General features: G+C 37.4%; 11 protein-coding genes. 10 read left to right on the top strand and 1 reads right to left on the bottom strand.

The window, feature by feature from the left end:
* Nucleotides 1–519 precede the first annotated feature (519 nt).
* From ACDZ29_RS24570 to speD, 6 genes are all read left to right on the top strand, one after another.
* Nucleotides 520–1695, top strand: a complete 1176-nt coding sequence (locus ACDZ29_RS24570) for an acyl-CoA dehydrogenase family protein (protein ID WP_375088985.1) — start codon at nt 520–522, stop codon at nt 1693–1695.
* 208 nt (nt 1696–1903) lie between these two features.
* Nucleotides 1904–3058 carry a betaine/proline/choline family ABC transporter ATP-binding protein gene (locus tag ACDZ29_RS24565; protein ID WP_375088984.1) on the top strand — a complete coding sequence of 385 codons (1155 nt, stop codon included), beginning with the start codon at nt 1904–1906 and terminating at the stop codon, nt 3056–3058.
* Nucleotides 3059–3070: 12 nt separating this feature from the next.
* A complete protein-coding gene (locus ACDZ29_RS24560; protein ID WP_289325176.1) occupies nt 3071–3724 on the top strand; it encodes an ABC transporter permease in 654 nt (217 codons plus the stop codon).
* Between the two features lie 11 nt (nt 3725–3735).
* The gene (locus tag ACDZ29_RS24555) at nt 3736–4653 is read left to right on the top strand and encodes an osmoprotectant ABC transporter substrate-binding protein (protein ID WP_375088983.1); all 918 of its coding nucleotides are present in this window, start codon (nt 3736–3738) and stop codon (nt 4651–4653) included.
* Nucleotides 4654–4670: 17 nt separating this feature from the next.
* Complete coding sequence (locus tag ACDZ29_RS24550) at nt 4671–5333, top strand: ABC transporter permease (RefSeq protein ID WP_375088982.1); 663 nt, start codon at nt 4671–4673, stop codon at nt 5331–5333.
* 824 nt (nt 5334–6157) lie between these two features.
* The gene (speD, locus tag ACDZ29_RS24545) at nt 6158–6994 is read left to right on the top strand and encodes an adenosylmethionine decarboxylase (protein ID WP_289325174.1); all 837 of its coding nucleotides are present in this window, start codon (nt 6158–6160) and stop codon (nt 6992–6994) included.
* Nucleotides 6995–7018: 24 nt separating this feature from the next.
* Here speD and ACDZ29_RS24540 read toward each other — a convergent pair whose 3' ends face one another.
* Nucleotides 7019–8041, bottom strand: a complete 1023-nt coding sequence (locus ACDZ29_RS24540; RefSeq protein ID WP_375091214.1) for a YeiH family protein — start codon at nt 8039–8041, stop codon at nt 7019–7021.
* Nucleotides 8042–8174: 133 nt separating this feature from the next.
* Between ACDZ29_RS24540 and ACDZ29_RS24535 the strand changes: the two genes are divergently transcribed.
* The 4 genes from ACDZ29_RS24535 to ACDZ29_RS24520 all read left to right on the top strand — a co-directional run bounded on the left by ACDZ29_RS24535 (nt 8175) and on the right by ACDZ29_RS24520 (nt 12860).
* The gene (locus ACDZ29_RS24535) at nt 8175–9068 is read left to right on the top strand and encodes a selenium metabolism-associated LysR family transcriptional regulator (RefSeq protein WP_375088981.1); all 894 of its coding nucleotides are present in this window, start codon (nt 8175–8177) and stop codon (nt 9066–9068) included.
* Nucleotides 9069–9308: 240 nt separating this feature from the next.
* On the top strand, nt 9309–10205 hold the full coding sequence (locus ACDZ29_RS24530) for a hypothetical protein (protein ID WP_289325172.1): 897 nt from the start codon (nt 9309–9311) through the stop codon (nt 10203–10205).
* 592 nt (nt 10206–10797) lie between these two features.
* A complete protein-coding gene (locus ACDZ29_RS24525) occupies nt 10798–12720 on the top strand; it encodes an asparagine synthase-related protein (protein WP_375088980.1) in 1923 nt (640 codons plus the stop codon).
* Nucleotides 12721–12734: 14 nt separating this feature from the next.
* Complete coding sequence (locus ACDZ29_RS24520; protein WP_370015175.1) at nt 12735–12860, top strand: paeninodin family lasso peptide; 126 nt, start codon at nt 12735–12737, stop codon at nt 12858–12860.
* Nucleotides 12861–12934: the final 74 nt, after the last annotated feature.

Genomic DNA, 12934 nt, shown 5'->3' with positions numbered 1-12934 from the left:
ACTCTAATCATTTACAGGTAAAAAGGATTTCCTTCAGTATGGAAGTCTTTTTACTATTTTACTTAACTATCCATTACTTTAACTTTCGATTGGATTAAGGAGTTATAACACTTTTATACGATCGCCTTCATTTGATAACCAGACTTGCTTCCCCAAGTGCCATCTAGTGATGAAATTTCCTTTTGTACGAACTCGATATTTCAATAAATCTTAAAATAATGATATATAATATTTCAAAAATAACCTCGCTAGAATATATGGTTAAACCATATTTAAGCAGTTAAGTATTAACCATCTTTTTCTTAAATCGGATTTCTTTTCAATTAATATAATCAAAAATAAATTCAAAATGGTAAAAAATAGATTTTGAAAAGGGAATTCAAATCTTTTGTTGAACATGAATATTGTGGGCCATTTTAACAGTTTCGTGATTTTGTGTAAGCGATTACATCGAGACATTTATCATATTTATCTTGATCATGGTAGTGGATTATATCATTAGCGAATGGAGGTTAACCCATGATTGGCACGATGGCGATCAATATGAATGATTCACGTTCTTTCCTCACGGAAAAACACTTATTATTTAAACAGTCAATTCGTGAATTTCTCGACAAGGAGGCTGTCCCCTTTTATGATCAGTGGGAAAAAGAGGGGGGGATCCCTCGCTCCTTTTGGAAAAAAGTTGGGGATAACGGACTTTTATGTCCTTGGCTTGATGTGGAATTCGGTGGGGTAGGAGCAGATTTCGGATATTCAGTTGTATTGGCAGAAGAATTCGAAATGGTTGGATCAGCCTTAAGAGGAATATCAATTCATTCTGATGTTGTAGCCCCTTATATTGCTTCATTCGGAACAATGGATCAAAAACAAAGATATTTACCTAAGTTCATTACAGGAGAAATGATTACCGCCTTTGCATTGGCAGAGACAGGAATGGGTTCAGAATTAGCGAACATCCAAACAACTGCCATCAAGAAAGATGGGTATTATATTGTAAATGGAGCTAAAACGTTTATCACAAATGGCTTTAAAGCCGACTTCATGATAGTAGCATGCAAAACTGATCATGATCCTGTTCCTTCCCATGATGGAATCAGTTTGTTGCTAGTAGATAAAGATACTCCAGGGTTTACCCGAGGCAGAAAGCTTGAAAAAGCAGGCCAGGATAGCTCAGACACATCCGAACTATTTTTCGATGATGCTCCAGTTCCAGTTGGGAACCTCCTTGGGGAGGAAGGGAGGGGCCTTTCATATATAATACAAAAACTGCAGCAGGAAAGACTTATGTGTGCGATTGGGTCTTTGATGGCAGCTAAAGACATGCTCCACTTAACAGTGAATTATATAAAAGGACGAAAAGTATTTGGTAAGAAAATAAGTGAATTTAAAAAGGCACAGTTTACCATTGCTGAAATAACGACCGATATTCAGTTGGGAAGAACGTTTGTTGATGGTTTGATCTGTAAACATATAAATGGCGAGAATATCATAACTGAAGTATCGATGGCTAAATACTGGATCACGGAGATGTCCAAGCGAATATCCGAAAAATGCATGCAGTTACATGATCGATACGGAAATATGGGCGACGATAAAATTGCCAGGCGTCATCGGGACATTCCTTTGACAACACTCTATACAGGGTCAGATGAAAACATAAAAACCCTGATTGCTGAAAATATCGGGTTTTAATTCATTATTAATCACTTAAATCTATTGACTGCCTCAATTAAAATGAGGTAGTTTTTTTATTCCATTTCTTCAATATAATTACAATGAACTAGTTTTTTTAATTAAAAGGTTTATCCCATTTATCTTATGGGTAAAAGAGACTGTGCATATGAAAAATTAATATTTTTGTAAAATTTGTAATTGTATGCGAAAGATGGAGGTGCTTGTTGTGTTAAAAATCGAAAATGTATCAAAAATCTATAAGGGAGGAAAGAAAGCTGTAAAGAATATATCATTGGATATTAAAAAAGGGGAGTTCATTTGCTTCATTGGTCCGAGTGGATGTGGTAAGACAACGACTATGAAAATGATTAACCGGCTTATTGAACCATCTGAAGGCAAGATACTTATTAATGGGGAAAATATAATGGATAAAGATCCAGTCGAGCTAAGAAGGCAGATTGGGTACGTTATCCAGCAAATCGGACTTTTCCCCCATATGACAATTCTTGAAAATATCACCCTCGTTCCAAAACTTCTTAAATGGAATGATCAGAAGAAAAAAGAACGTGCACTGGAATTGCTTCAGCTTGTTGATATGGGACCGGAGTATCTGGAAAGGTATCCCTACGAATTGAGCGGAGGGCAGCAACAAAGGATAGGCGTACTTAGAGCTCTTGCTTCCAATCCTCCGCTCATTTTAATGGATGAACCTTTTGGCGCACTGGATCCCATCACCCGAGATGCCCTTCAGGAGGAATTTAAGAATCTGCAGCGCACACTTGATAAAACAATCGTTTTTGTTACCCATGATATGGATGAGGCCATTAAGCTAGCCGACAGGATCGTCATCTTAAAGGCTGGTGAAATCGTCCAAGTTGGAACACCGGATGAAATCCTCAGAAACCCAGCCAATGAGTTTGTGGAAGAATTCATCGGTAAAGATCGTTTGCTTCAAACAAGACCTAATGTTGAGTTGGTTGAACAAATCATGAGTCGTAATCCCATATCCATTACAGAGGAAAAATCCCTTACCGATGCTATTACGATAATGCGCGAGAAACGGGTTGATTCTTTACTTGTGGTCGATGAGCAAAATGTTTTGAAAGGATACGTAGATATTGAAACGATCAGTGAATATCGAAAAAAAGCTAAATTTATCAGTGAAGTCATCAATACTGAAGTTTATTCAGTGAAACAGGATTCTTTAATCCGTGATTCCGTCCAGAAGATATTAAAACGGGGATTCAAATACGTGCCGGTAGTTGACCAGAATAAACTTTTGGTCGGAATAGTTACTAGGGCAACCTTGGTCGATATCGTCTATGACAGTTTATGGGGAGAGGAAGAAAATCAAGTGGCAGAAATGGCAGAAATGTTTTAGGAGGTGCAAGAGATGGAAACATTGCTCGATTTTTTACAGACGAACTGGCAAGAGTTGATTTATAAGGCATGGGAGCACTTATATATATCCATGATCGCTGTTTTCCTTGGAATAATAATCGCCGTACCGCTAGGCATTATGTTGACCCGAATGAAAAGGAGCGCATCCATTATAATCGGAATTGCAAACATTATGCAAACACTGCCGAGCTTAGCAGTCCTTGCCTTTTTCATTCCTTTCCTCGGTGTTGGGAAAACCCCTGCAATCATAGCGCTATTTTTCTATTCCGTTTTACCTATACTCAGGAATACATACACAGGCATTAAAGGCGTAAATGAAAATCTGCTGGAATCCGGCCGGGGCATCGGAATGACAAGTTGGGAGAGGATTCGTCTGGTTGAATTCCCCCTTGCACTTTCCGTCATTATGGCTGGAATTCGTACGGCTTCCGTCTACCTAATTGGATGGGCAACCTTGGCTTCCTTTATTGGAGGCGGAGGTCTTGGTGATTACATATTTATCGGTTTGAATTTATACCAAACAGAATATATCATCGCAGGTGCAGTTCCAGTGATCATCATGGCTATCCTGGTGGATTATGTATTCTCGATCATTGAACGAAAAGTCGTACCAAAAGGATTAAAAGGTATGAAGGAAGTTGCTTGAGGAGGAATACCATGTATAAAAAAATGAGAAGTTCAATTTTCATAGCCCTTATAGTATGTTCATTAATCATCAGCGGATGCTCTTTGCCAGGATTAGGTTCATCTTCTGAAACTACTGTAAAGATCGGTGCCCAAAGTATGACCGAATCCGAAATCCTGGCGAACATGATCGCTCAACTCCTTGAAAGGAATACGGAATTCGATACGAAAATCGTCAAAAATCTAGGTTCGAATTTCGTTCAGCAAAAAGCGATGGAGAGCGGTGATATAGATATAGCCGCAACTCGATATACAGGGACGGATTTAACGAGTGTCCTGGGACAGGAAATCGAAAAGGATCCAGAAAAGGCGATGGAAATTGTACAAAGGGAATTCAAAGAACAATATGGATTCAAATTTTTTAATTCTTATGGATTCGATAACACCTATGCCTTTACGATTTCAAATGAATTGGCAGAAGAAAAAGGATATAAGAAAATATCTGATCTGGAAAAGGATGCAGATATTTTAAGGTTAGGTGTCGATAGTGCTTGGCTGAAAAGAAAAGGTGATGGCTATCAAGGGTTCGTCGATACATATGGGTTGGAATTTGGGGAAACTTATCCGATGCAGATTGGCCTAGTATACGATGCAGTCAAAAACGGTCAGATGGATATTGTCCTTGCATACTCTTCCGATGGTCGGATTAAGGTTAATGATTTGAAGCTTTTGGAAGATGATAAACAATATTTCCCTCCGTATGACTGTTCACCGGTCGTTACCGAAGAATTATTGGAACAATATCCTGAGATTGAAGATGAACTTAACAAGTTGATTGGCGAAATCAATACTGAAACCATGCAGGAACTGAACTATGAAGTGGATGGGAAATTAAAAGAACCATCGGTCGTAGCGACTGAATTCCTTAAAGCACATAAATATTTTGAATAAATGGGAGGTGCAAACCAATGGAAACCTTGCAACAGCTGGGAACTTATTATTCCCAAAATTGGATGTATGTACTTACTGAGTTTTATCGCCACTTTTTAATGTCCGCTTATGGAGTTTTATTTGCTGCAATCGTAGCCATCCCGATAGGCATTTTCATCGCGAAACATAAGAAATTGAGTAATTGGATATTTTCGATAACGAATGTCATACAAACCACACCAGCATTGGCTATGCTTGCTCTCCTAATGCTAGTAATGGGCTTAGGAACAAATACGGTAATCTTATCATTGTTTCTATACTCTTTACTGCCAATCCTGAGGAACACATATGTCGGAATTACAAGTATCGATCATGCTTATTTAGAATCTGGCAAGGCAATGGGGATGACGAAGCTCCAGTTACTAAGAATGGTTGAACTGCCATTATCCATGTCTGTCATAATGGCTGGCTTACGTACAGCACTTGTCGTTGCAATAGGAGTAACTGCTGTCGGTACATTCGTGGGCGCAGGTGGCCTGGGGGATATCATTGTGAGGGGAACGAATGCTTCAAATGGAACCGCGATCATACTTGCAGGAGCTATCCCGACGGCATTGATGGCCATTCTGTCAGATCTTTTACTCGGATGGCTGGAACGATTGCTTTCACCGATTAAAAAGAAAAAAATTCATACTGCCTAAAACAAAGTCAAGACAATAAAAGAGCCAATGTTGATGCAATGGCTCTTAGTTTCTAGGCGAAAGGGGTTCGGAATAAAAAATTCCGAACCCCTTTCGTTTCTTTCATTTCGCATATATAGGTTTTAGCTTGATGATTACGCAGATGATCTGCCTCTTCCACACAAGCTTGCCAGACGCTGTGTCACTCCCTTTTGATGATATTTGCTTTCTGTACATCGTGATAAAGATAAGCATGTTGCACTAATTTGTTTTGGCGATTTGTACTCACGATAACCTTCTTTAGTTGTTGAGTACTTTTAAATTTCGTCCGAAGGGCAAAGGTAACAATCAAAGTGGTCATTGTAAAAATAGTCATTTTTCCCGAAATAATCCTTCTTTTGTGCGAGGACTTGTATAGGTTCAAGTGATGTTCCAAAACCAACTGATTCGAAGTAACACCTTAAACTCTCAGGTATGTTTTTAATCTAAATTTTATAACAAAGTTGATTGGAGTGGAAGGTGCGAGACTCCTGCGGGAAAAGCGCGTCTAGGGGAGACCCCGCAGGCACAAGCCGAGGAGGCTCCCGGACCGCCCGCGGAAAGCGAGTGCCTGGAGCGGAAATCAACGTTCAAATTGTACAAGCCATAAAAAAACTATAGGCTCATTTTCATCAGTTGTGTCTGAGAGCCAATGCTGATGCAATGGCTCTTTTTATTGGGTTTCTTTACCAGAAAATTACTATTGCCTATTAGAAGATGGAAGTTGAGCCTTGCCTGCTTAGTTTTTTATTTCAGAAAAAGGGTAACTATAAGGGTAGTTGTAAAAAAATAAAGGGGAATCAATCATGAAACTTACACCAGAGCAACGTATTGAACTTCATGGCTTTAATAATCTTACGAAATCTTTAAGCTTTAATATGTATGATGTCTGTTATACAAAAACCAGGGAAGAGAGAGAGGCATATCTGGATTATATCGATGAACAATATAATGCAGAAAGGCTTTCGAAGATTTTGCATAACGTTTCTGATTTAATAGGAGCACACGTTTTAAATACAGCCAAACAGGATTATGTCCCTCAAGGCGCGAGTGTAACCATTCTTGTTTCAGAAGGTCCTGTCGTTGAAGTACCCACTGGGACTTATGAGGAATCACCAGGACCTTTACCTGATAATGTGGTCATGCAACTTGATAAAAGCCACATTACCGTACATACATACCCTGAATTCCATCCAAATGAAGGCATTAGCACATTCAGGGCCGATATCGATGTCTCTACTTGTGGGGAAATATCTCCGCTTAAAGCCCTTAATTATCTCATACATTCCTTCGATACCGACATTATCACGATAGATTACCGTGTTAGAGGATTTACGAGAGATAAAGATGGCCGGAAATTGTTCATTGATCACGATATTAATTCCATTCAAAACTATATTCCTGAAGAAGTAAAGGGTTTATATGACATGATTGATGTAAATGTATACCAGGAAAATATATTCCATACAAAATGTAAGCTAAAAAGATTCGATATCAATAATTACTTATTCGGTTATACAGAGGAAAAGCTAAATACAGAAGAAAGGGAGGAAATAATTGAAAGGCTACAAACGGAGATGGATGAAATTTTTTATGGTGCCAATGTCCCGCATCCCTCAGTAAAGAACAAGCATGCCGATTAAGGGATGCTTGTTCTTAGTGAAATGTTAATTTAACTGGAAAACATGAACCAATACATAGCCGAGACACGTTAATAAAACAGAACCGATCATTCCAGCAATAAAAGGTTTACCGCCATATTTTTTAAAAGTTATGAGGTCTATATTCAATCCTAGTCCTGCCATTGACATTGCCATGAGGATATAGGAAAGCATAACAAGCTTATCAGCTATAGATTCGGGAACTGCACCAGTTGAATAGAGGGCGCTCATTAATAAAAATCCAAAAATAAACCATGGTACCTGAACGGACTTCCAGGAAAATTTCTTTCCGTCTGTTTCTCGCTCTTTCCAGTTCATGATGAATCCAATTAAAATGGCAACGGGAATGAGTAGGGCAACCCTAGTCAATTTGACCATGACTGCCAAGTCGACTGCCTCATTTCCTCCTGGTGCTGCCGCAGCGATGACGTGAGCAATTTCATGCAGTGTCGCACCCGAAAATATACCGTATCCTGGCCCGGATAACTCCAGTAATGGGTAAAGGATCGTGTAACCGAAAGTGAAGGTTGTACCTAAAACAGCAACCGTCGCTACAGCGATTGCTGTATCTTTTTCTTTTGCTTTAATTTGAGTGGAAATTGCCAGGATGGCTGCAGCTCCACAAATTCCTGTTCCGCAAGCTGTCAATATGCCTAGTTTTTTCTCAACTTTAAATAGACGGGTCAGCCCATAAACTACTAATATGGCAAATATAAGACTAATGGCCCCAACTGCAAATGTTTTCGGGCCGGCATTAAAAATATCCTTCAAGTTCAAGCGCATCCCCAATAGGATAATGCCCATTCTCAAAAGGACTTTACTTGAATAATTTGTACCTGCAACAGCGTAAGCAGGAACGCCAATGACCGATTTCCAAACAACACCAATCAGTATTGCAATGACTAGCTGTCCCATTATATGCAGGAATGGAAGCTCTGCTAAGTATTTTGCTGCCATTGCAATTAGCAAAGTCAAAGCTATTCCTTTTGTAAATCCGAATTTTCTCGTTTGAACCTCTGTTTGTTCCAGTGTGATCACTCCATCTGTGTTGATGCCTTTACTTTAAAGCTTAAGTAAAAATAAGTGAAATATATTTTTGCTATTTCAATGATTACTTATACTTATGATAAAATAAAATGCATAAGTATATAGGGAGGTAACCATGGATCCTTTAAAGGTATTCGTAACCGTAATCGAACAGAAAAACTTTTCTAGAGCAGGCGATATTCTGAACCTGTCGCAGCCAGGAGTCAGTCTTCACATAAGGAATCTTGAAAATGAGTTAGGTACGAAATTAATTTACCGTTCTCCCAAACAAGTTCAAATAACAGAGCCGGGAAAAATTTTGTATAGACATGCAAAGCAAATGCTTAATCATTATGAGACAGCAATAAGGGAAATAAATGACTTTAATAACGTGGTTAGCGGAACGATGAAAATAGGTGCAAGTTTCACGATCGGGGAATACTACCTTCCAAAAGTTTTAGCGGAATATGCTGCTCAATATCCGCTGGTGGACATACAAATCATCATCTCGAATTCTAATGAAGTCATTCAAGGAATACGTTCGAATAAACTTGATATAGGTTTGATTGAGGGGGAAACGGATTATAAAGATATAGATGTCAGCCCATTCATGAACGATGAGATGATTGTCGTCGTCCCCCCTGTTCATCCACTTTCACAGATGGATATTATCGAGGGTAGCTTGCTCCAAAACCAAACATGGGTACTAAGGGAGCAAGGATCAGGAACCCGTGCATATTCGGATAAACTTCTGAGCAGCCTGGAACTGAACATAAAGAAAAGTTTTATTTTCACCAGTATCCAAGGAGTGAAAGAAGCGGTGATGTCTGGGCTGGGCATTGCCTTGTTATCCCGATTGACTGTACAAAAAGAATTGAAATCCAATGAATTGAAAACCTTTCATTTAAAAAATGAACCCATTATAAGACCTTTTTCAATCGTGAGAAAGTTAGATTTCGAAGCGTCAAAAGCGATGGAGTTGTTTTTAAGGAAGGTCGAGGAATTTGCGATAAAGAGCCAGCCTAAATAAATCACTTAAACTTTAAGCTCATCCTTTCAATTTTGAAGAGGATGGGCATTTTTTGTATGACGAAATATTTATTATGTTAATGAAAACGTCGAAAGTATTTTGGAATATGTCAATCAATAAACAATATTTACGTATTTTAACATAATTTCAAACATATAAATTAAATAGGAAGCCTCCAGGAACTTCTGAGTCCCTGTAGGACTTTTCCTGCATTTATCAATCTTAAAAGGAGCAACCACATTGGCTATAGAGGAGCAGAAAGATAAGCGGATTTCTGTTTTCGACAGAATTATAGGGTTCATGCCAAAATTTTATGTGATAGGAACTATTTTAATTTTTATTTATACCCTTGTTGCGATGGCTCAATTAGGTATCCAAACTTGGAATAAGCCAGAGGAAGCCGTTGATTCAACAATTACACAAAATCCTCCTATTTCTCAAGGCTTTGAACATACATTGATAACGTTAATCATCGAACCGATAGTAACATCAGAATTTTATCAAATCATCTTTAACACGTTATTTCTATACCTTGTATGGATACTGCTTTTCCTATTGGCACCGATTGCTTTTTACCGTTTAAAGCACTTTAAGTTTTTTAATATCGAAATTGAAATTGAAAAACAAGACGCAGCCGTTTATGAGGTATTCAGCGTCAGCAGTTCGAAAATGAAATTTGCAGCATATTTAACATCCGAGGAATATCAATTGGAGATATCAGAGGAAATTGCTAACAGCAAAGACTTTAAAACACCCTTAATCTATACATTGGAATGTGCCATGGACTTTTACTCCAATCAATTAGGACTATCCTTTACCTATGATATCTATACCTTGAACCAGTTCAAGAAAGCTAAGCTGCCTAAATCCATCAAAGCCATGATTGATAAGTCGATCGAAACCGGAGATCCGTGCATTTCGAATAAAAGCAATAGTGATAGTGAATATTACAAGAATTTTCTTCTCCATTATTTTGAAAACACAGACGGGAAATTTGTCACTGTCTTAAATAGTTATCAAACTGAATTCGATACATTCGATAAATCACTACTCAAGATCCTGCAAAATGTCATATACGATTACTATTTACAGTATAACTATATTTATGAAGTAAGCGAGAAGATAGAAAAAGATTGAAACGATTACCCATGATAATTAAAAAAACCACCCTATAAGTGGTTATTTTTTTTTGAAAGGTGATTGTTAATTATATTTTGGACAATTACATTATTACCAATGAGCTCAGACGATTTCTTTACGTCCTGTTCCCGAAAATCCATGTTCTTTATTTTCTTGGACTTTTTCCCTTTTTTAAAATTATTGAAGGCGTTTAAAAAAGCTATCTGAATCACTCCCCTTATAGATTAGTATATTCATATTATGGATAAAATTTCATGAAAAACCTCCATTTACAGAAAAATATTTTTGCGGTTTTAGGAGTAATGAGATTCAATTAACATGTTAAGCATTCAATATACTAATTAAAATAATCCTCCAAAATTTAAAATAAATGTAAAATAATAAAGAAATTAAAATATTTGTGAAATTCATTTGTTGTATATTGACAGAAGATTAATGAAGGTGGTACTTTATACATAGGGATGTTCTTTATAGTGAACATTATTGGGAATTTCGATTAATTATCGCTTATAAAATTCTTTTCTAAGAACGAAATTATTTGATTGAATTATTTTATAATAAAGAATGTTCAACCGGCAGGAGGAAAAAAATGAGCGCAATCGCTGGCCTCTTACATTTAAACCAAGAACCGATCAATCTCCATCATGGAGAGATTTTAATGAAATCATTACATAAATTTCCGGCCGACAGCATTCAAGTATGGACAGATGAAAGAATCTTTTTTGGGTGCCAGAATCAGTGGATAACTCCTGAATCGCTAGACGAAACGCTGCCATTTTATGATTATGCCAGGCAACTTGCGATTACAGCCGATGCAATCATTGATAATCGAGAAGAATTATTTGATCGTTTACAGGTTAAGAATTCTGATCGACCGTATATGACGGATAGTCAATTAATCCTTCTTGCCTATTATAAATGGGAAGAGGAAACCCCAAAGTATTTGGTTGGTGACTTTGCGTTTATGATTTGGGATCAAAAACAACGTAAATTGTTCGGAGCTCGTGATTTTTCAGGCAGTCGGACTCTTTATTACTTCAAAAATCAAGATAAATTAGCATTTTGTACGACGATTGAGCCACTGCTAACACTGCCTTATGTAGAAAAAAGGTTGAATGAGGAGTGGTTATCGGAGTTTTTGGCTATTCCAATTAATGTTGAATCAGTAGACCCTTCTTCAACTGTTTATCGGAACATTAAACAGATACCACCTTCACATTCAATAAGCATTATTGATGGGGAGGTAACCTTTTCAAGGTATTCCTTTATTAAAAAAGAAGTGCAGCTAAAGTTCAAGACCAATGAAGAATATGTGGAAGCTTTTCGGGACGTTTTTGACAAGGTAGTGAGATCCAAATTAAGAACCACTTACAATATTGGCTCACATTTAAGTGGGGGACTGGACTCAGGATCTGTCGTTAGTTTTGCAGCCAAGGCTTTAGATGAGCAAAAAAAACAATTACATACATACAGCTATGTACCAGTTGAGGATTTTGTCGATTGGACTCCTAAAAGTAGAGTTGCTAATGAGAGACCTTTCATTTCTTCTACTGTAGAGTACGTAGGAAATATCAAGGATAACTATTTAGATTTTAAGGATAAAAGCCCGTTATCCGAGATAGATGATTGGCTTGAAGTGCTAGAAATGCCTTATAAATATTATGAAAATAGTTTTTGGTTAAAAGGAATTTATGAAAAAGCCGCACAAGAAAATATCAGAGTGCTACTAAATGGTCAAAGAGGTAATTGGACCATATCATGGGGACATGCTTTAGACTATCAAGCTAGTTTATTAAAGCAGTTTAAAATGATTCACTTTTACAAAGAATTACATTCATTCAGTGAAAATCATGGAGTGAACAAATCGAGAGTTATGACAGCGGTAAGAAAAAAAGCCTTCCCATCATTATCATCAGCAGAAGAACCATATCCGATGCTAATAAACCCTGAATTCGCAAGAAGAACGAAAGTATTCACCAAATTGGATGAACATAACATTGATGTTAAAGGTGCCATTAATACAAATGTTTTTACTATGAAAAAAACTCAATTTGAACAATTGTACTATTGGAATATCAATGGGAATATTTCCACCAAGCTATCCTTAAGACATTCTATAGCTGAACGTGATCCAACCAACGATCTGCGTATCATCCAATTTTGTAATTCAGTTCCAGAATCACAATATGTATTAAATGGTCAGGATCGCTCCTTAATAAGAAGGGCCACTAAGGGCTATCTGCCTGATAATGTTAGGCTGAATAATAAAACGCGCGGAATACAAGGTTCAGATGGAATTCATAGGATGGCATCATCATGGAGTTCATTTATAGAAGAAATGCAGAGTCTAAGTAAAGATGAAGTCATGTCTGAATTTTTAAATATGGAGGAAGTTAGGAAGGCACTTAGTAGTGTCGAACAAAACCCTCTTCCAGAAAAAGTTTTTGATGATGATTTCAGAATTTTAATGCGAACCTTAATAGTGTCACGATTTATAAGGAAACATTTTTGAAGGGAGGTGAAACGATGAAAAAAGAATGGAAAAAACCAAAATTAGAAATACTTAATGTTAATTTAACAATGGCTGGACCAGGAAGGAGAACTCCTGATGCGATTCAACCAGATCCGGATGATCCGGTAAAATTCAGCTAAGTTTCATTTAAAATGATTTATGCCCTTACACCTTGTAAGTGTAAGGGTTTCTTATGAAAACAGTGATGATATGT

Origin of the sequence: Peribacillus sp. RS7, assembly GCF_041956845.1 — a bacterium.
Taxonomy (GTDB): Bacteria; Bacillota; Bacilli; order Bacillales; family DSM-1321; genus Peribacillus.
The sequence above is the reverse complement of the archived record's forward strand: the minus strand, read 5'-3'. Positions and strand labels throughout refer to the sequence as shown.

Coding starts and splice junctions, on each gene's coding strand:
- ACDZ29_RS24570 (WP_375088985.1), top strand. CDS start 520: ATGATTGGCACGATGGCGATCAATATGAATGATTCACGTTCTTTCCTC.
- ACDZ29_RS24520 (WP_370015175.1), top strand. CDS start 12,735: ATGAAAAAAGAATGGAAAAAACCAAAATTAGAAATACTTAATGTTAAT.
- ACDZ29_RS24535 (WP_375088981.1), top strand. CDS start 8,175: ATGGATCCTTTAAAGGTATTCGTAACCGTAATCGAACAGAAAAACTTT.
- ACDZ29_RS24560 (WP_289325176.1), top strand. CDS start 3,071: ATGGAAACATTGCTCGATTTTTTACAGACGAACTGGCAAGAGTTGATT.
- ACDZ29_RS24525 (WP_375088980.1), top strand. CDS start 10,798: ATGAGCGCAATCGCTGGCCTCTTACATTTAAACCAAGAACCGATCAAT.
- ACDZ29_RS24555 (WP_375088983.1), top strand. CDS start 3,736: ATGTATAAAAAAATGAGAAGTTCAATTTTCATAGCCCTTATAGTATGT.
- speD (WP_289325174.1), top strand. CDS start 6,158: ATGAAACTTACACCAGAGCAACGTATTGAACTTCATGGCTTTAATAAT.
- ACDZ29_RS24550 (WP_375088982.1), top strand. CDS start 4,671: ATGGAAACCTTGCAACAGCTGGGAACTTATTATTCCCAAAATTGGATG.